Genomic DNA, 19,180 nt, shown 5'->3' on the forward strand with positions numbered 1-19,180 from the left:
ACAGCGCGTCCCGCCAACCGCACCCGTATGCTCCTTTCGGAATGTTCAGTCAGCGGCAGCGAAGATTTCCGCGAGGAAGGTCCCCGTGTAGCTGCGCTCGCTGCGCGCGACCTGCTCCGGAGTGCCCGTGGCGATCACTTCGCCACCGCCGGAACCGCCGTCGGGACCAAGGTCGATCACCCAGTCGGCGCTCTTGATCACGTCGAGGTTGTGCTCGATGGTGATGACCGTGTTGCCCTTGTCGACGAGTCCCTGGAGGACGAGCAGCAGCTTGCGGATGTCCTCGAAGTGGAGGCCGGTGGTCGGCTCGTCCAGGACGTACACGCTGCGCCCGTTCGAGCGCTTCTGCAGTTCGCTGGCGAGCTTGACCCGCTGCGCTTCACCACCGGAGAGCGTTGTGGCGGGCTGACCGAGCCTCACGTATCCGAGTCCCACCTCGACCAGGGTCTTGAGGTGGCGGGCAATGGGGCTGAACGCCGCGAAGAACTCGGCTGCTTCCTCGATCGGCATGTCGAGGACGTCGGCGATGGTCTTGCCCTTGTAGTGCACCTCGAGGGTTTCCCGGTTGTACCGGGCGCCGTGGCAGACCTCGCAGGGCACGTAGACGTCGGGCAGGAAGTTCATCTCGATCTTCAGCGTTCCGTCGCCCGAGCACGCCTCGCAGCGGCCGCCCTTGACGTTGAAGGAGAACCGCCCGGGCAGGTAGCCGCGCACCTTCGCCTCGGTGGTTTCCGCGAACAGCTTCCGGATATGGTCGAACACGCCGGTGTAGGTGGCCGGGTTCGAGCGCGGGGTGCGCCCGATCGGGCTCTGGTCGACGTGGATCACCTTGTCGAGGTGGTCGAGCCCGTCGATGCGCTTGTGCCGACCCGCGACCTGCTTCGCTCCGTTGAGCTTGTTGGCGAGCACCTTGTAGAGGATGTCGTTGACCAGCGTCGACTTGCCCGAACCGCTGACGCCCGTGACCGCGGTCAGCACGCCGAGCGGGAAGGAAACGTCGAGCTTCTGCAGGTTGTTCTCCCACGCCCCGACGACCTTTAGCTGCCGTGAACGGTCGATCTTGCGCCGCTTCGCCGGCACCTCGATCTTCCGGCGGCCGGAGAGGTAGTCGCCGGTGATCGACTTCTCGTTGGTGAGCAGGTCGGCCAGGGATCCGGAGTGCACCACCTCGCCGCCGTGCTCCCCCGCGCCCGGACCGATGTCCACGATCCAGTCCGCCTCGTGGATTGTGTCTTCGTCGTGCTCAACCACGATCAGGGTGTTGCCGAGGTTGCGCAGCCGGATCAAGGTTTCGATAAGGCGGCGGTTGTCGCGCTGGTGCAGGCCGATCGAGGGTTCATCGAGCACATACAGCACCCCCACGAGCCCCGAGCCGATCTGGGTGGCGAGCCGGATGCGCTGCGCTTCGCCGCCCGAGAGCGTTCCCGCCGCGCGCTCAAGGTTCAGGTATTCGAGCCCGACGTCGAGCAGGAACGTCAGACGGGCCTGGATCTCCTTGAGCACCTGGTTCGCGATCTGGGCCTCTCGCCCGGTGAGCACGAGGTTGTTGAGGAAGTCGCTGCAGTCGCGCATCGGCATTGCCGCCACCTCGGCGATCGACTTGCCGTTGATGAGCACGGAAAGGGAGGCCGGGTTAAGCCGGGCGCCGCCGCAGGCGGGGCACGGGATCTGGCGCATGTACTCCTCGTACCGGTCACGGGCGTGATCGGACTCGGTCTCGAGGTGCTTGCGGTGGATGTACTGCACGGCGCCCTCAAAGCCCGTGCTGTACTTGCGTTCCCTGCCGAACCGGTTGCGGTACTGCACGACCACCTTGTGGTCCTTGCCGTACAGGGCGGCCTCGCGCGCGCGGTCGGGAAGCTTCCGCCAGGGCACGTCCATGCTGAAGTTCAGTTCCTTGGAGAGGCCCTCGAGCAGCCGCGTCCAGTATTCGAGTGTCGCCGTGCCCAGGGACCACGGCGCGATGGCGCCTTCGGCAAGGGTCAGGTCGGGGTTCGGGACAACAAGGTCCTCGTCCACCTCCAGCTTCGTCCCGATACCGGTGCACGCCGGGCAGGCACCGAACGGGTTGTTGAAGGAGAAGGAGCGCGGTTCGATCTCGTCGATCGCCAGCGGGTGCTCATTGGGGCATGCGAGGTGCTCCGAGAACGCGCGGAGCCGCTTTGAGTCGTCGGCGGGCAGGTCGACGAAGTCGGCAAGGACCCGGCCCTCGGCGAGCTTCAGCGCCGTCTCGACGGAGTCGGTCAGCCGCTGCTGGATGCCGTCCTTGACCACGAGGCGGTCGACGATGACCTCAATCGTGTGCTTGAACTGCTTGCCGAGCTTCGGAGGGTCGCTGAGCTGGATGAGCTCACCGTCGACCTTGGCACGCGAGTACCCCTTCGCGGTCAGTTCCTGGAACAGGTCGACGAACTCGCCCTTGCGCCCGCGCACCACCGGCGCGAGGATCTGGAACCGGGTCCCCTCCTCGAGTTCGAGGAGCTGGTCAACGATCTGCTGGGGCGTCTGCTTGGTGACCGGCTCCCCGCAGATGGGGCAGTACGGGCGTCCTACGCGCGCCCAGAGCAGGCGCATGTAGTCGTAGATCTCGGTGATTGTGCCCACCGTCGACCGCGGGTTCTTGCTCGTTGACTTCTGGTCGATCGACACCGCCGGCGAGAGGCCCTCGATGAAGTCGACGTCGGGCTTGTCCACCTGGCCCAGGAACTGGCGCGCGTAGGCGGAAAGCGACTCGACGTAGCGCCGCTGGCCCTCGGCGAAGATCGTGTCGAACGCCAGCGACGACTTTCCCGAACCTGACAGTCCGGTGAAGACGATGATGGCGTCGCGGGGCAGGTCGAGGTCGACGTTGCGGAGGTTGTGCTCACGGGCTCCCTTGACGATGAGCCGGGAGAGGTCGTGGACCGGGAGGTGCGCGTCGGAGGCGTGCTGCTCCAGGGAGTTGGCTTTAGACACCGTTCTACTCTAATTCAAACCGTCTTCGAAAACATATTCGAATACGTGATGTTTCCCGCCGCGGCAGCGGTTCCCGCGCCGAGCGTTCACGCTCGGCGCAACGCGGCCCGCAGGTACGCAACCGCTTCCTCCTCCTTGAGTCCGCTGGCCTTGACGATCCGCGCATAGTCCGCGGCGCCGTCGGCCGCCCGCTTGCGTGCCTCGTCTCCGGCGGCGGCGATGACGGTGCCCGCCCGGGACCGGGTGACAACGATCTGGGCGCGCTCCAGCTCCCGATACGCCCGGGCGACGGTGTTCGCCGCGACGCCCAGGTGCGCGGCAAGGGTGCGTACCGGAGGGAGGCGGGTGCCCACGGGAATCCGGCCGCTGTTGGCCGCCTCGACGATGAGCGCGCGCAGCTGCTCATAGGGTGGAGCCGGGTTTGACTGGTCGAGCTTCAGCCAATCGGGAACATCGTTGTCCAAGGGTTCCCCTTTCCCCACCGAGCACGGCGGCGTGTGCGTCGCCCGTCCCTAGCGTTCGTAAGTGCAGGATACCGCCTCCGCACGTGATTACTACCGGTAGCAGCAGGTATTCAGCAAACCCTGCGAGCGCTTATATTCCGGTGCCTACACTTGCCCCATGCTGAACCTCTCCGACGTCACCATCCGCACGATCGCCGTTTCCGAAATGGACAACAACGTCTACCTGCTCACCGGCAAGGCGTCCGGAGAGCAGGTGCTCATTGACGCGGCCGACGACGCCGATGCGATCCTCGCCCTGCTCCGCGGGGGCGCGGCCGATACGGACGCCGAGGCCCGGCTCGCCCTGCTTGTGACGACACACTCGCACTGGGACCACGTACGGGCGCTGCGCCGGATCGTCGACAGCACAGGGGTGCGCACGGCCGCAGGCACTGAGGACATCCCGGATATCGCGGTTCCGACCGACGTGGCCCTCGAGCACGGTGACGTGCATTCCTTCGACGATTATGAGCTTGAGGTGATCAAGCTCCGCGGCCACACGCCCGGATCGGTGGCGCTGCTGTACCGCGATCCCCACGGGCCCGCGCACCTGTTCACCGGTGACTCGCTCTTCCCCGGCGGCGTGGGGAACACGCGGGGAGATGCCGCGCGCTTCGCCTCGCTGTACGCCGACGTTGTGGATCGGGTCTTCGACTACCTTCCCGACGACACTCTCGTCCATCCAGGCCACGGCAGGGGCACGACGCTCGGCGCCGAGCGTCCGCACCTCGGGCAATGGCGGGAGCGCGGCTGGTAACAGCGCTCCCGCGGACCATCGAAAAGGGCGCCTGCCGAGAGGAGACCACCTCTTCGCGCTCACCGTTGCGGGAACTGCTCCCGAACCTGGGACGGGGGCACGGGCCGTGGGCGGGACCAGTGTCCAGACTAGGGTTTGTCACTGGCGCCTCGGGTGCTCCGGAGTGCGACCCTGTAGCTGACCTGACAGGGTACGACAAGGGAGGCCAACGTGAACACAACACAACCCGACACCAGCGCGGACACCGGGACGACGAGCGCCGCGGTCGACATGAAGCTGGAGGTGATCGTCATTCCCGTTTCGGATGTCGATCGCGCCAAACAGTTCTACGACAGCTTGGGATGGAGGCTCGACGGCGAATTCGTCGACGGCGACTTCCGCGGACTTCAATACACGCCCACTGGTTCCGGGTGCTCCATCCAATTCGGCAGCAAGGTCACGCTTGCCGAGCCCGGGTCCGCCCAGGGCATGCACCTGATCGTCACGGATATCGTGGCAGCGCAGCAGGATCTCGTGGCCCGAGGCGTCGACGCGAGTGAGGTCTTTCACTGCGAGGCCGGTTACGCATGCAGGTTCCCAGGCAACGACGCACCTGTTTCCGGCCCGCACCCCGACCGCGGCACTTACGGGTCGTTCGTCTCCTTCAGTGATCCCGACGGAAACGGCTGGATCCTGCAGGAGGTGACCCAGCGGTTCCCGGGCCGCGTCGAAGGCGATACCGCATTCGGCTCGCCCGCCGACCTCGCACAGGCACTCCAGCGCGCGGCCGCGGCCCACCAGGAGCAGGGGAAGCAGAGCATGCAGGAGGACCCGAACTGGCCGCAGTGGTTCGCCTCGTACCTCGTGCGGGAGCAGAGCGGCGAATAACCGCCGTCATGGCGTCGGCGACCGCCCGGGGGCGCTTCGGCCTACCCCGGGCGGCTCCTTACTGCGCTCCTCCTTCGAGGTGCTGAACAGCGTCGTCGTACGCCTGTTCCGGGGTGCGGCCCTGATCACGCGCCACGATGTACGCGGCGTACCAGCCTGACCAGTGATGGGGGGCCGAGTTCGCCTCGTATCCGCCGTGGTGCTCCTCTGCCTCACGAAGGAGTGAGGTCAGCGTCGATACATCCATTGGTCGTCCTTCCCTGTCGTTCGTTCTGCCCCTGTTGCTGGTGCTGTGGGGCCCTCCATAGATGCCCCTGCTCCGGCCGCGAACAAGGGTGGCAGCCAGGCGTGCCGAAATTCTACCCGCGGCCGTTACGCCGGACCATGCCCTGCCGGGGCAGCGCGGCCGGGCCCGTTCCCCTGAACGGGCCGCGGCGGCCGCGGCCCGATGATCCCGCGGATCCACCTTGAGAAATGGCTGGAGCGCCGCTGGCGGACGAGCCCCCACGCAGTAACACAAGGGCTTCGACACGTAACAATCTGCCTCGGGTAGAAAGACTTGTCTGTATAGGGAAGAATATGACGTTGGGCCGCGCGGTTGTTCCGGGCGGCACGCCCTCCCACCCATTGCCACCGCCGGCTGCTGGACGCCGAACGCGGTCGCCCGGTGAGCCGAGGCACGCGAACTCAAGAATGGACTTCGTCCGACAATGAACACACTCCGCCATTGGACGGGAGCACGAGCAGTGCTCTTCGACCTCGACGGCGTACTGACGCCCACCGCCGAGGTCCACGAAACCGCATGGCAGGCCCTGTTCGAGCACTACCTGCAAGGCCGCGCAGGCGTGCGGCAGTACTCCGGGGGCGACTACTTTGACCACATCGACGGCAAGCCGCGCTTCGACGGGGTGCGGGATTTCCTTGCCTCGCGCGGCATCACGCTTCCCGAAGGCCCAGCCGATGATGATCCGGCTCATGAGACAGTGCAGGGCCTTGGCAACCGCAAGAACAGGTTCTTCAACGACATCGTCAGGACCCAGGGCGTCGATCCCTATCCGGGATCAGTCCGTTTCATCGAGGCCGCCGAGGACGCCGGGCTCACGCTCGCCGTGGTTTCCTCCTCAAGGAACGCGCCGGCGGTGCTCAGGGCCGCAGGACTCGACGGGCACTTCCGCATAGTGGTCGACGGCACCGTGGCTGCCGCAGCAGGCATCCCCGGCAAGCCGGACCCGGCAACGTATGAGCACGCGGCGGCACTCCTTGAGTTTCCCAGCGAGAGCTGCGTGGTTGTCGAAGACGCAGTGTCAGGGGTCCAGGCGGGCAGCGCCGGCGCATTCCATTCGGTGATCGGCGTCGACCGGGGGGCCGGCAGGGAGACCCTCCTGCAGGCCGGTGCAACCTTCGTTGTCGGCGACCTCGACGAACTGCTCTAGCCCTTTCGACAACCCTCGAACCACCATCACCAAAGGACTGCCGAAAAATGGCGCTTATCAACGCGGACCGGGAACGTTTCCCCCGCACTCCATGGGGACTCGTTGAGACCTTCTCCAAGCCCGGGGACACCGGCGCACTCGAAACGCTGTTCTGCATCGGGAACGGCTTCCTTGGTGTGCGGGGCGCCCACTGGTCGGCTGCCGATACGGAGCTGCCGGGCAGCTTCATCAACGGTTTCCATGAAACCTGGGACATCAAGCACGCCGAAAATGCCTTCGGGTTCGCCCGCACCGGTCAACGGATCCTGTATGTGCCAGACGCCAACAACTTCAGGGTCGTCATTGACGGTGAACCGCTCACCCTGGCCGGATCGGCCGTGGCAGAGTACCGGCGCACCGTGGATTTCACTACGGGAATCTACGAATGCAGGATCACCTGGCTGACCCGCTCCGGTGCCGCAGTGACCACCGTGGAGCGGCGCGCCGTTGGATACGAAACGCGCGGCGGCCTGGCTATCAGCCTCGAGGTGTCGGCGGACCGGGCAGTGTCGGCGGATATCACCTCCCTGGTCATCAACCGGCAGGACCAGCCCGTTGAGGACCACTCCGAGCACGATCCCCGGCGCTCCGGCAGGCACGCAGGACGCGTCCTGCTGCCGCTGCGGCTCGACGGCGACACCGGCTCCCTCCGGCTGGCATGGGAAACCCAGGAATCCAAGCAGCAGGTCGGCGTTGCCGTCGATCACTGGATCTCAACTCAGCAGCCTCCGCTGGAGACGACCGCCGACCAGGACGAAAGCAGCGTACGGTACGTCCTCACCATCGACGACGGACTGCCTCTGCGGCTCGAAAAGAGCGTCGGGTACGCCGTCGCAGCTGCCGGGGGTGGATCCGACGTCGCATCGGCCGCGGAAGCCTCGGTTCGGCCCGCCGCGGCGGTTTTCGAGGAGAGCACAGCGCACTACAGGGACTACTGGGCAACGGGCGACATTGAGATCGGAGGTCCAGCAGATCTCCAGCAGGCCGTGAGGTGGAACCTGTTCCAGCTCGCGCAGGCGACCGCCAGGGCCGGGGTAGCCGGCATCCCGGCGAAGGGCGTCAGCGGATCGGGATACGAGGGCCATTATTTCTGGGACCAGGAGATCTATCTGCTCCCATTCCTCACCTACTCCAACCCGAAGGCCGCCCGCAAAGTGCTCGAGTTCCGGCATCGGCTGCTGCCCGAAGCCAGGGCGCGGGCCGGCGAGCTGAGCGTCGACGGGGCGCTCTTCCCCTGGCGCACGATCAACGGTCTCGAGGCAAGCGCCTACTACGCGGCCGGAACCGCACAGTTCCACATCGCCGCAGCAATCGCCTTCGCCACCAACAGGTACATCTGGGCCGACGGCGACGCCGCCTTCCAGCAGTCGGAAGGCGCGGATCTGCTGATCGAGACGGCCCGCATGTGGCTCTCGCTCGGCTTTTTCGGCAAGGACGGCGGCTTCCATATCCACGGAGTCACCGGACCGGATGAGTACACGGCCGTCGTAAACGACAACCTCTACACGAACGTCATGGCGCGGTTCAACCTGCGTGCCGCTGCGGCGCTTGAACGCTCGGACGTCGACGAGACGGAGCGGGACCTGTGGCTGCAGGCCGCGGCCCGGATGCAGATGCCCTTTGACGAGGTGCTCCAGGTGTTTTCGCAGGACGCCGACTTCATGACCCTCGAACCCTGGGACTGGTCAACGCCGCGCTCCAAGTATCCGCTGCTGCTCAACTTCCATCCCCTGGTGATCTACCGGCACCAGGTGCTCAAGCAGGCCGACACCGTGCTGGCGATGTACCTTCAGTGGCAGGACTTCACGGCCGAAGAGAAGCAGCGCGCCTTCGACTTCTATGACCCGATCACCACGGGAGACTCAACGCTTTCCGCGTGCGTCCAGGGAATCATGGCGGCTGAGGTGGGTTACGGCGATGTAGCGCTGTCGCACTTCACCGATGCCGCGTTCATCGACCTGGACAATTCGCACAGCAACACGATCGACGGCGTTCACATCGCTGCCGCCGGAGGCGTCTGGGCTTCCCTTGTCAGCGGGTTCGCCGGGTTCCGCGACCAGGGCCCGGTTCCGTATTTCGATCCGCGCCTCCCGGCCGAATGGACCGGACTCTCGTTCAGCCTCAAGCACCGCGGCGGATCCTTGAGGGTTGAGCTTGAACCGGGGTCGATCACCCTCTCCTTCGCCGGTGGCCCGCCCATCGATGTGCAGGTGCGGGACCGGCTCGTGACAGTCGGTGCCGAGAGGGTGACGCTCGCTGTTGCCCCGGTGGCGGCGCCGGCCCCGTCGGTGTTCCACAGCAGTTTCCCCACAGCCGGCATCCCGATCGTTCAGCCACGCACGCCGATTCAGGAGCCCGCCCTTTAAGTCAAGAAATTACTCGCGGTGTGCACGCAGACCCCGAATACTGGTGGTATGGACGCAAAGCATGCTGAAGGTCCGTCCACTGCATTAGGAGCCTAATGGAAACCATGTCACCGGTGGCTGAACCCCGCGAGCGGATACTCGCGACGGCGTACGACCTGTTCATGCAGCGCGGCATCCGCGATGTTGGCGTCAACGAGCTGATCCGTGAGGCGGGAATCGCCAAAGCCACCTTCTACTACCACTTTCCATCGAAGGACGACCTGGTTCTCGCGTTCCTTGCGCGGCGCGAAGAGCTCTTCACCGTGGGATACCTTGTCGCGGAATCAACGCGCCGGGCAGACACTGCCGAGGAAAGACTGCTTGCAATCTTCGATGTGCTTGATGAATGGTTCCGCCGTCCCGATTATGAGTCGTGCTCCTACATCAAGACGCTTTTCGAACTGGGTCACAGCCATCCCCTGGGGAGGGCGAGCGCGGAGTACCTGACAAAGATCCGCGGCGGGGTTGAGGAGCTCGCAGGGGAAGCCATGCTCAAGGATGCTGAGGAATTTGCCCATGCGTACGTGCTGCTGATGAAAGGTGCGATCGTTGCCGCCGCCGAGTCCGACGCACGGGCGGCAGAACGGGCGAAACCCATGGCGCGGTGGCTGATCGAGCACCACCGGGCTGACTGAGCGGCACCTGCAGCCTGCGGGTCAGCGACGGATCAGTGGTGCTCCCCATCCCGGGGATCGCCGTCGGACATGTCGAAGCCGGGGTTGTTGAGCCGCACCATCTCCTGGAGGTGCTCCAGCAGCACCTCTTCCGACCGCTCCGGAGCGGTCGACCATTCGAGCCGCTGCCGGAGCCGGGCCCGCCCGTCCTCGCCTGCGGCGTCAGGACTGCGAAGCGTCTTCTGGATGATTTCCAGGGCTTGGAACCGGATTGTTATTGCAGGGTCCACTGTGAGGGCGCTTGCATCTTCGGGCACGCGGATCCGCTCGGGATCGGCGGAAAACGGGCGGGGCAGGTATTCGTCGAGCATTGCATCCTTATGGCATGGCCGGTGTGTTCGTCTCCGGCATCCAACAACCCGCAGGATGACCGCCCCCTGGACCGGCCGCAGGCGCACATGCGCCACCCGCTGCCATACATTTCCACGTACCGTCCTGCAACGATGTTACCGACAGGTAGACAAGTCTGTCTAGAACACGGCGTGGCGGGGCGTGCCGACGAAAACGGAACTGACGGCGGTCTCCCCCGCCGACAGGGCACCGGCGATCGCCTTCGCGATCTTCCTGCCGCCCTGGACGGACGGTTCAATCGGGTTGGCGTAGTCGCCGTCGTCGCTGCAGATCAGACGAAGATCGATCAGCGAGACGCCGCGGGAGAACGCGGCGCGGGTGATGTGGTCGTTAAAGATGGCTGCCGCTGTACGGATGATCCGCTGGTTCGGTTCAGAGCGTGGAGTGTCGTAGATGGTGCAGACAGCGGTGGGAAGTCCGACCGCCGCCACCGCCTCGATCATCGCGTCGTAACTGGGCGCGAAGGAGTCGCGGGCATCACTGAGCATCCCCAGGGCAGCCGCGACCGACCGGGCCGGCTGGTCTAGCAGGTACGCGTATCCCAGGGCGTCATTCCCGCCGACGCTCACCACCAAGTGGGTCGCGTCGGAGGGCAGCCCGCGCAGCTGCCGGGCCACGCCGGAGGCCACATCGCCGTCGATGGCCAGGAGGGTGGCGGCCCAGCCGGGGGGCAGCTCGCCGCGCAGCTGCGCCACGACGTCGGGGCCGCCGGACACATAGGCGGCGTTGTCAAATACGGAGTCGCCCAGCAGCACCACGTGGCCGGCCGGTGACTCCGTGGCTGGTACGGCTTTCCCCGCACGCTTCCTCCACATGCGGCAAATGTATCAACGCGCTAAGCAGTTCACACCGTCTTTTTATCCTGCACACGGCAGGCGCCCGCCGCCACGTGCAGGCGGATCCTCGCCAGCAACAGCGCAGGGCGGGCACGGGACCGATGCCGGAAGGTAGTGCGGCGGCGCTTCCCGGGCGGCCCGTTCCTAGGGCCTGCTGCCGACGGTGAAGATCCTTCGGAACGGAAACACCGTCCCGAAGGACTCAACCGGGTATGCGCCGCGCAGCAGTTCCGCATACCCTTCCTCGAATTCGGCGGCATCCGCCGCGGAGAGTGCATCGAGGACCGGTCGCAGTCCGGTTCCGCGCACCCACTCAAGGACCGGGTCCTTCCCTTGGAGGACGTGGTGGTAGACCGTCTCCCACGCCTCGACGCGCATTCCGGCCCCGGCGAGCAGGCGCAGGTAGTCCTGCGGCTCGCCCACGGCGTCGGAATGCCGCAGCACGCCGTCAAGCAGGTGTGCCCACCGGGAGGAACCAGCGTGCCGGCGCATCAGGGAGTGCGATGGCGCGTCGAAGTTCGCCGGCACCTGCACCGCCAGCCACCCTCCGTCCGGCAGCCCCGCCGCCCACCGCGCCAGGAGCTGCTGATGCCCCGGCACCCACTGCAGCAGGGCGTTTGAAACCACGACGTCGTCCTCGGGCCCGGGCGTCCACTCGGCGACGTCGCCTTCGAGGAACGTGAGGTTCCCCGGAGCGTCGAGCGCGCGGGCACGGCCGACCATCTCGGGCGAGGAGTCGATCCCGGTGACCTGCGCCCCGGGCCAACGCACGGCGAGCGCCGCGGTCAGCTCCCCGGGCCCGCAGCCCAGGTCGACGACGCGGCGGGGCGACGGATGGTTGATTCTGGCGGTCAGGTCGAAGAAGGGCCTCCCGCGCTCGTCCACGTACTGCGAATACTGGGCGGGGTTCCACGTCACGATGCTCCGTTGCATAGCTCACCCTAACCCCGGCACGGGTAGGCTGAAGCGACAATGAGGATTCAAGAGCATCTCCCCGCGCCATCGTCCGATCAGCCCCAGGCCGACGCGGTGTACGAGGCCTTCACCGACTGGGCGGCGTCCCGGGGGCTTTCCCTGTACCCGGCGCAGGACGAGGCGGTGCTTGAACTCGTCTCGGGGAGCAACGTGATCCTCGCGACGCCCACGGGATCCGGCAAGTCCCTTGTGGCGATCGCCGCACACCTCCTCTCCACGGCCGAAGGGCGGCGGACCTACTACACCGCCCCGATCAAGGCCCTGGTCTCCGAGAAGTTCTTCGCGCTCACCGAGATCTTCGGCGCCGAGAACGTCGGGATGATCACCGGTGACTCGAGCGTGAACTCCGACGCGCCCATCATCTGCTGCACCGCCGAAATCCTCGCGAACCTTGCGCTGCGCGAAGGAGCGGCAGCCGAGCTCGGCACAGTGGTGATGGACGAGTTCCACTTCTACTCCGACCCCCAGCGCGGCTGGGCCTGGCAGGTGCCGCTGCTCGAGCTGCCCCAGGCGCAGTTCCTGCTCATGTCGGCCACCCTTGGCGATGTATCCCTCTTCGAGAAGGAACTGACCAACCGCACCGGGCGCCCCACCGCAACGGTGACCTCGGTGGAACGGCCCATCCCCCTTCACTACTACTACGTTGAAACGCCGGTGCAGGAGTCGATCGAGGAGCTCCTTTCGACGAACCAGTCGCCCGTGTACGTTGTGCATTTCAGCCAGGCCGAGGCCATCGAGCGGGCACAGAGTCTGATGAGCGTCAATGTGTGCACCCGCGAAGAGAAGGACCGCATCGCCGAGCTGATCCGTTCCTTCAGGTTCTCCTCCGGCTTCGGCAAGACCCTCAACCGGTTCGTCCGTCACGGAATCGGCGTCCACCACGCGGGGATGCTCCCCAAGTACCGCCGGCTCGTCGAGCAGCTCGCGCAGGCGGGCCTGCTCAAGGTCATCTGCGGAACCGACACCCTCGGGGTGGGCATCAACGTGCCGATCCGCACGGTGCTGCTCACCGCGCTGAGCAAGTACGACGGCGTCCGGACCCGGCTGCTCAACGCCAGGGAGTTCCACCAGATCGCCGGGCGGGCGGGCCGGGCGGGCTACGACACCGCCGGCACCGTCGTGGTCCAGGCCCCCGAACATGTTGTGGAGAACACCAAGGCGATGGCCAAGGCCGTGTCCAAGTTCGGCGACGACCAGAAGAAGCTGCGCCAGGTGGTCCGGAAGAAGCCGCCGCAGGGATTTGTCTCCTGGGGACGGCCCACATACGACCGCCTCGTCGAGGGCGTCCCGGAACCCCTGACCTCCTCGTTCACCGTCAGCCACTCCATGCTGCTGAACCTGCTCGAACGCCCGGGGAACCCGTTCAAGGCGGCGCAGCGGCTGCTCAGCGAGAACCATGAGCCCCGCGCCTCGCAGCTGCGGCTGATGCGCCGCGCGATCGGCATCTACCGGGAGCTCGTCACCGCCGGCATAGTCGAGAAGCTCCCCGAACCCGACGCCGACGGGCGCCAGATCCGGCTCAGGGTCCACCTCCAGGCGAACTTTGCACTCAACCAGCCGTTGTCCCCCTTCGCGCTTGCCAGCATCGAACTGCTCGACCCCGAGGCTCCCGGCTATGCCCTCGACGTCGTCTCCGTCATCGAAGCGACACTGGAGAAGCCGCGTCAGGTGCTCTCCGCACAGGAGAAGAAGGCCCGCGGGGAGGCGGTTGCCGCAATGAAGGCCGAGGGCATCGACTACGACGCCCGGATGGCCCGGCTCGAGGAGATCACCTACCCGCAGCCCCTCGCCGAACTGCTGCAGCAGGCCTTCGACGTCTACCGCGGGACGGCGCCGTGGCTTGGCGACTTCGAGCTCGCCCCGAAGTCCGTGGTGCGCGACATGTACGAGCGGGCGATGAGTTTCGGAGAGTACGTCGCGTTCTACTCCCTCACCCGCTCCGAAGGCATCCTGCTGCGCTACCTTGCCGACTGCTACAAGGCGCTGCGCCAGACCGTTCCCAGCGATGCGCTGCGCGAAGACCTCAGCGACATCATCGAGTGGCTCGGCGAGCTGGTCCGGCAGGTTGACTCCAGCCTGATCGACGAATGGGCGCGGCTCGCAGCCGGAGATGTCTCCGGCCTGGCCGGCGGAACCGTCGGGCCGGACGTCGACCTGCCGGAGGAGCCTCCTTCGGTCACCTCGAACGAGCGTGCTTTCCGGGTGATGGTCCGCAACGAGATGTTCCAGCGTGTCCAGCTGTTCGCCGACGAGAAGGACGAGGCGCTTGGGGCGCTCGACTCCGACTCGGGCTGGACCGCCGACCGCTGGGCGGAGGCGATGGACGGGTACTTCAACGACTACGAGGACATCGACGACGGCCCCGAAGCGCGCGGACCGAACCTGCTGATCATCGACAAGCAGCCGCGGGTGTGGAAGGTTCGCCAGATTTTCAAGGACCCGGAGGGGAACCACGACTGGGGGATCAACGCGGTCATCGACCTGGCGGCCTCCGATGCCGCCGGTACGCCCGTGGTTGAAGTCACAGGAGTCGGCGCGCCGTAGCCCGGGGGCGACTGAGGTGTCGGCCGCCTCGTTAGGCTTGGAGGATGAACGTAATCCGCGAAGCCCGGCCCGAGGATGTGCCGACCATCCTCCAGCTCATCCATGATCTTGCGATCTACGAGAAGGAGCCGGATGCCGTTAAGAACACTGTCCCCAAGCTCACCGAGGCACTGTTCGGGTCAACTCCGACCATTTACGCCCATGTGGCGGAGAGCCGGGGTGAGATCGAAGGGTTCGCCCTATGGTTCCTCAACTATTCGACGTGGGAGGGCGTGAACGGGATCTACCTCGAGGATCTCTATGTCCGCCCCACCGCCCGCGGATCAGGGCACGGCAAGGCCCTGCTCCGCCAGCTCGCCCGCATCGCCACGGAGCGCGGCTACGCCCGAGTGGAGTGGTCGGTGCTCAACTGGAACGAACCGTCGATCCGCTTCTATGAGAGCCTTGGCGCCCGCCCGCAGTCCGACTGGTCGACCTTCCGGCTCACGGGCGCAGCGCTCAGCGGCTTCGCGGGGACTGAGGCACAGTGAGCACCCGGAGCAGGGCGGGATCCCCGCGTGCGGAAGCCACCGCCGGCGGCTCGGACGCTTACCAGCCCGGGCCGACCTTCCTGATGCGGGGGCTGAGGGCGAAAACGCACCGGTTCACCGTGCCCCTTGACCATGCGGCGCCCGACGGCGAAACGATTTCCGTCTTCGCCCGGGAGTACACCTCAACGGACCACAACGACGACGAGGTTGAGCGCCTGCCCTGGCTGCTGTTCCTCCAGGGCGGTCCGGGCGGCCGGGGCAACCGTGCCACCCAGCTCAGCGGGTGGATGAAGGCCGCCGCCCAGACCTTCCGCATCCTCATGCTCGACCAGCGCGGAACCGGCCTCTCCACCCCTGCGGACGCCATGACGCTCGCGGCCCGTGGCGGAGCGGCGGAGCAGGTGCGGTACCTGACGCACTTCCGTGCCGACTCGATCGTCGCCGACGCCGAAATCATCCGCCAGCGGCTCGTGGGCGGGCGGTGGACCATCTTCGGGCAAAGTTACGGCGGCTTCTGCGCACTGACCTACCTGTCCCGGGCCCCCGAAGGCCTCGAGCGCGTGCTGATCACCGGCGGGCTCGCACCGCTGACGGGAAGCCCCGACCGGGTGTATACGGCCACCTACGCCCGGGTCGAGGAGCGCAACAGCGAATACTTCGCCTGGTATCCCGGCGACCGTGAGATCGTCACCCGCATCGCCCGGCACCTGGAGCGGGTTGATGAGCGCCTGCCCACGGGAGAGCGGCTCAGCACCCGGCGCTTCCAGATGATCGGCTCCTTCCTCGGGGGCAACACGCGCGTCGATGCGCTTCACTACCTCCTTGAAGACGCCTTTGTTGACACTCCCGGCGGCCCGCGGCTGTCCCAGGTGTTCCTCGACCAGGTGGGACCGCTCGTCTCCCGCAGTTCCAACCCCCTCTACGCGCTCATGCACGAGTCGATCTACTGCCAGGGGGACGCCTCACGCTGGTCCGCGGAGCGGGTCCTGGACAAGTATCCCCAGTTCCGTGCGGAGGTGGAGGAGCCGCTGCTCACCGGGGAGATGGTGTATCCGTGGTACTTCGACGAGGACCCGGCACTGCAGCCGTTGAAGGAAGCCGCCCACCTCCTGGCCCAGAAGGAGGACTGGGGCGCACTGTACGACCCGGGCGTCCTGTCCCGGAACTCGGTGCGCGCGGCGGCTGCCGTCTACCGTGACGACATCTACGTTGACCGCGCGCTGTCCCTTGAGACAGCGGCGGCGGTGAAGGGCCTGAAGGTGTGGGAGACACCGGACTTCCACCACGACGGCATTTCGGATGACGGCGAGGCGATCTTCAGCCGGCTGCTGGCCCTGACCGGAGACGCCTAGCCGTCCTCGGGCGGTGCGGCCGGGGACCGCAGCTCGGTCGGCGCCGTGCCTGCCCGGCCCTGGTCTCCCCGGAGAAAGAACGCGCCGAGGGAGCCCGCAAGGGTAGCGAACACGGCCACCGAGTAGAGGGCGAGGATCACCTGGAGGATTCGCGAAAAACCGCTTGGGGAAGTGATCCCGCTGCCGGTGATCGTGGCCATCGCCGCCTCGTACAAGGCGTCCCCGTAGCTGGTGTGGGATCCGGTCGCGTAGAGCAGCTGGCTTGAGGCAAGGATCACGACGGCGGTGACCGCGGCCAGCCAGCCGATCCGGCTCGAGAGAAGGCGGCCCGCGGACCGTGAACCGCGGATGCCTGCCGAAACGATGCCGCCGAACCGGGCGAGGCGTGCCACCCGGATCAGGCGCAGGGCCTGGAGCGCGCGGAAAAAACGGAGGAACGGCACAAGAAGGAAAATCACCTGCCACCAGTTGCGTTTCCAGAAGCTCCGCTGAAAGCCGGCGATGTAGGCGCGGAGCAGGAATTCCGCCACGAAGATGGCCCAGAACAGCCATCCCACAATCGCCAGCGCGAGGCTCAGGCGCGCTTCGGTCGCCAGGAGCTGGCCGAGGACCACGAAGAGGAATATCATCCCGAGCACGCCCATCGGTTTGTCGAGGCGCCGGGCGAAGATTTCGGCGGCGCCCAGCTTTTCCTCCGGCCTGGGGCCGCCGGAAGGCGCCACCGCGCCGGGGTGCTGGTGAGGGTCGGGGTTTTCCTCCATCAGTTTCCGCTCACTACGCCCTTCATCGCCGACCCGTCGCCGAATTTCGAACGTTGAATGACGCTGAGCGTTCCGTTGGTCTCAAGGACCACCGCCGCGACGTCGGCGAGGTCCCCCGATCCGCTGCCGCGCACCGCCTGAAGCACTTCGGATTCCGTGAGCCGGTTGCTCAGCAGCTGGGAATGCTGCAGTTCCCCATTCCGCACCAGCGCAACGGGCTCGGAGGTCACAACCCGCCGTACGCCCGGCCATCGGACCGAGACCGCTGCAACAAGGTACTGCAGGCCCGCGAGCAGGGCCAGGGCGGCGAACCCTTCGGCCCAGGCGACCTCGCTGCTGAGGAGGATCGTGGCAAGGGTCGAGCCAAGAGCAACCGTCACGATGAAGTCGAAAGCGTTGAGCTGCCCGAGCGTGCGTTTGCCCGAGGCGCGGAGGACGAGCACCAGGGTCAGATAGGCGGCCGAGCCCACAGCAAGGGTCCTGACGACGTCGGCCCAGCCGTCAAACCACATGGTTTTCCCCCGGTGCGTGCTGCCCGGGTGCCGGTCCCTGAATCATTGTGTTGCCTCCTCGACCTTGTGGATTCTCGAGCTGGATGGTGAAGCCGTCGGACCGTCAGCCAGTACCGGAACAGCGCTGGTGACCCTGCTGCCGGGCGGAGGAGCGTCAGCCGGGTCCACGAATCGATTGACAGCCACCTTATCAACGTGTGCTAGGTGCCTTACGGCCCTATGGCGCCCCGTCAGCGTTATCCTTTGTCGATGGAGCTCGACGGCGCACCTCCCAGACCGCCCGGCGACAAGAAGGAGGGCCGGCATGAACAGACGCGCGCGAGCCGTACTGCTTAAGGACTCCCTGAAAACACAGCTCTGGCCGGTACCGCTGCTCGCCGTCTGCGTGGCTCTCGGACTGGGACAGTACCTGCCGTACCTGGATCAGCGGATTGACGACGACCTGCCCGCCCCGGTCTCAGGGCTTTTATTCGGCGGAGGCCCGGAGGCCGCCCGCTCCCTCATGGAGACAATCGCCGGGTCCCTCGTCACCGTGACCTCGCTGACCTTCTCCCTGACCGTCGTGACGCTCCAGCTCGCGAGCAGCCAGTTCTCGCCCCGGCTGCTCAGAACGTTCACCCGGGACAGGTTCGTTCACAACACGCTCGCCCTGTTTCTTGCCACGTTTGTCTTCGCGTTGACGGTGCTGCGCAGCATCCGTGTCGAGACCAGCGCCGGCGCAGGATTCGTTCCCGAAATATCGGTTACCGTGGCCTTCGTCCTCACCATCGCCAGCGTCGTTGCCCTTGTTCTCTTTCTCGCCCACCTCTCGCGGGAGATCCGGGTTGAAACGATGCTGCGTAACGTCCACGCAGAAGCGAACAGGGCGATCGACCGGATCTTCCCCCACGTTGCACCGCCACCGGCCGGGCTTGACGCGGGAAAAGGTGCCTCCCATGCGGTGATCGACAGCGACACCTCCGGTTTTTTCATCGACCTTTCACATGACGCCGCGCTCAGCGCAGCGGTCGAGACCGACACCCTCATTACCGTTGACGCAATGCCTGGCGCGTCCCTCATTACCGGGGTGCCCATAGGGCGCGCGTGGAGCATGAAGGGGAGCGGCATCGATACGCAACGAAGGAATGCCCTGCAGGAGAAACTCTGTGCCGGCCTGGCGACCAGCTTTGAGAGAACATCCACACGGGATGCGGGTTTCGGGCTGCAGCAACTGCTCGACGTGACCAGCAAAGCCCTCTCACCGGGCATCAACGACCCCACGACCGCGGTCCATGCGCTCGGACACATTTCGAGCGTCTTCTGCGTGCTTGCCCAACGGACGACCGGGCCAAAAGCGCTCGTCGACGAACACGGACAGGTCCGTGTGGTCCTGCGTTACCCCGCCTTTCCGGAGCTGCTTGACCTGGCGATGCGGCAGCTGCTCGCCTATGCGATGGAGGACCCGCGGACCGCCGGACGGATCGTTCGCATGCTTCGGGAAATCGCGTGGAGCGACAGGGACGGTGATCACCATCCAGCGCTACGCGCCCAAGCCGCGGAGACGCACACCGCCATTGAGCGCTCATCTCTCCGGGCTCCGGACAAGGCGCTCCTCAGGGCCGGTTGCGCGGACATCGAGGCGGCGATGCGCGGATCGTGGCCCGCCGACTGAAGGGCCCTCTCGCGGCTCGTCGGGCCGCTTTCCGC

The 19,180-nt window shown here is 66.3% G+C and carries 17 protein-coding genes; 9 read left to right on the forward strand and 8 right to left on the reverse strand.

Annotated elements, in window-relative coordinates:
- Positions 1 to 45: 45 nt before the first annotated feature.
- Both uvrA and AC4D2R_RS09345 read right to left on the reverse strand, forming a co-directional pair.
- Positions 46 to 2,955: an excinuclease ABC subunit UvrA gene (gene uvrA / locus AC4D2R_RS09340; RefSeq protein WP_490939568.1), complete on the reverse strand. Its 2,910-nt coding sequence runs from the start codon at positions 2,953 to 2,955 to the stop codon at positions 46 to 48.
- 86 nt (positions 2,956 to 3,041) lie between these two features.
- Positions 3,042 to 3,419, reverse strand: a complete 378-nt coding sequence (locus AC4D2R_RS09345; protein WP_490900355.1) for a GntR family transcriptional regulator — start codon at positions 3,417 to 3,419, stop codon at positions 3,042 to 3,044.
- A gap of 157 nt (positions 3,420 to 3,576) precedes the next feature.
- Between AC4D2R_RS09345 and AC4D2R_RS09350 the strand changes: the two genes are divergently transcribed.
- Complete coding sequence (locus AC4D2R_RS09350) at positions 3,577 to 4,215, forward strand: MBL fold metallo-hydrolase (protein WP_490939570.1); 639 nt, start codon at positions 3,577 to 3,579, stop codon at positions 4,213 to 4,215.
- 210 nt (positions 4,216 to 4,425) lie between these two features.
- On the forward strand, positions 4,426 to 5,082 hold the full coding sequence (locus AC4D2R_RS09355) for a VOC family protein (RefSeq protein ID WP_490939572.1): 657 nt from the start codon (positions 4,426 to 4,428) through the stop codon (positions 5,080 to 5,082).
- Between the two features lie 58 nt (positions 5,083 to 5,140).
- On the opposite strand, the gene AC4D2R_RS09360 is transcribed toward AC4D2R_RS09355, so the two are convergent.
- The gene (locus AC4D2R_RS09360; RefSeq protein ID WP_490900358.1) at positions 5,141 to 5,329 is read right to left on the reverse strand and encodes a hypothetical protein; all 189 of its coding nucleotides are present in this window, start codon (positions 5,327 to 5,329) and stop codon (positions 5,141 to 5,143) included.
- 463 nt (positions 5,330 to 5,792) lie between these two features.
- On the opposite strand from AC4D2R_RS09360, the gene AC4D2R_RS09365 reads away from it, so the two are divergent.
- From AC4D2R_RS09365 to AC4D2R_RS09375, 3 genes are all read left to right on the forward strand, one after another.
- Positions 5,793 to 6,515: an HAD family hydrolase gene (locus AC4D2R_RS09365; RefSeq protein ID WP_490939574.1), complete on the forward strand. Its 723-nt coding sequence runs from the start codon at positions 5,793 to 5,795 to the stop codon at positions 6,513 to 6,515.
- 47 nt (positions 6,516 to 6,562) lie between these two features.
- Positions 6,563 to 8,920: a glycoside hydrolase family 65 protein gene (locus AC4D2R_RS09370; RefSeq protein WP_490939576.1), complete on the forward strand. Its 2,358-nt coding sequence runs from the start codon at positions 6,563 to 6,565 to the stop codon at positions 8,918 to 8,920.
- A gap of 95 nt (positions 8,921 to 9,015) precedes the next feature.
- Positions 9,016 to 9,594 (forward strand): TetR/AcrR family transcriptional regulator, encoded by a 579-nt coding sequence (locus AC4D2R_RS09375; RefSeq protein ID WP_490939579.1) that lies wholly within the window; start codon positions 9,016 to 9,018, stop codon positions 9,592 to 9,594.
- Positions 9,595 to 9,626: 32 nt separating this feature from the next.
- Here the strand turns inward: AC4D2R_RS09375 and AC4D2R_RS09380 are convergent, their stop codons facing one another.
- The 3 genes from AC4D2R_RS09380 to AC4D2R_RS09390 form a co-directional block, all read right to left on the reverse strand.
- Positions 9,627 to 9,944: a hypothetical protein gene (locus AC4D2R_RS09380; protein WP_490939581.1), complete on the reverse strand. Its 318-nt coding sequence runs from the start codon at positions 9,942 to 9,944 to the stop codon at positions 9,627 to 9,629.
- A gap of 159 nt (positions 9,945 to 10,103) precedes the next feature.
- Complete coding sequence (locus tag AC4D2R_RS09385) at positions 10,104 to 10,799, reverse strand: SGNH/GDSL hydrolase family protein (RefSeq protein WP_490939583.1); 696 nt, start codon at positions 10,797 to 10,799, stop codon at positions 10,104 to 10,106.
- 165 nt (positions 10,800 to 10,964) lie between these two features.
- Positions 10,965 to 11,753, reverse strand: a complete 789-nt coding sequence (locus AC4D2R_RS09390) for a trans-aconitate 2-methyltransferase (protein ID WP_490939585.1) — start codon at positions 11,751 to 11,753, stop codon at positions 10,965 to 10,967.
- A gap of 39 nt (positions 11,754 to 11,792) precedes the next feature.
- Here AC4D2R_RS09390 and AC4D2R_RS09395 point away from each other — a divergent pair, with 39 nt between their 5' ends.
- The 3 genes from AC4D2R_RS09395 to AC4D2R_RS09405 all read left to right on the forward strand — a co-directional run bounded on the left by AC4D2R_RS09395 (position 11,793) and on the right by AC4D2R_RS09405 (position 16,221).
- Positions 11,793 to 14,339, forward strand: a complete 2,547-nt coding sequence (locus AC4D2R_RS09395) for a DEAD/DEAH box helicase (RefSeq protein ID WP_490939587.1) — start codon at positions 11,793 to 11,795, stop codon at positions 14,337 to 14,339.
- Between the two features lie 44 nt (positions 14,340 to 14,383).
- Positions 14,384 to 14,869: a GNAT family N-acetyltransferase gene (locus tag AC4D2R_RS09400; protein WP_490939589.1), complete on the forward strand. Its 486-nt coding sequence runs from the start codon at positions 14,384 to 14,386 to the stop codon at positions 14,867 to 14,869.
- Positions 14,870 to 14,952: 83 nt separating this feature from the next.
- Positions 14,953 to 16,221, forward strand: a complete 1,269-nt coding sequence (locus AC4D2R_RS09405; RefSeq protein ID WP_490939825.1) for an alpha/beta fold hydrolase — start codon at positions 14,953 to 14,955, stop codon at positions 16,219 to 16,221.
- Here AC4D2R_RS09405 and AC4D2R_RS09410 read toward each other — a convergent pair.
- Complete coding sequence (locus AC4D2R_RS09410; RefSeq protein WP_490939591.1) at positions 16,218 to 16,982, reverse strand: ion transporter; 765 nt, start codon at positions 16,980 to 16,982, stop codon at positions 16,218 to 16,220. The genes AC4D2R_RS09405 and AC4D2R_RS09410 overlap by 4 nt on opposite strands.
- A complete protein-coding gene (locus AC4D2R_RS09415) occupies positions 16,982 to 17,494 on the reverse strand; it encodes a DUF421 domain-containing protein (protein WP_490939593.1) in 513 nt (170 codons plus the stop codon). Before AC4D2R_RS09415 ends, AC4D2R_RS09410 begins: the two co-directional genes overlap by 1 nt.
- A gap of 304 nt (positions 17,495 to 17,798) precedes the next feature.
- Here AC4D2R_RS09415 and AC4D2R_RS09420 point away from each other — a divergent pair, with 304 nt between their 5' ends.
- Complete coding sequence (locus tag AC4D2R_RS09420; RefSeq protein WP_490939595.1) at positions 17,799 to 19,145, forward strand: DUF2254 domain-containing protein; 1,347 nt, start codon at positions 17,799 to 17,801, stop codon at positions 19,143 to 19,145.
- The last annotated feature ends 35 nt before the right edge of the window (positions 19,146 to 19,180 follow it).

Source organism: Arthrobacter sp. TJ-217 (assembly GCF_058269255.1).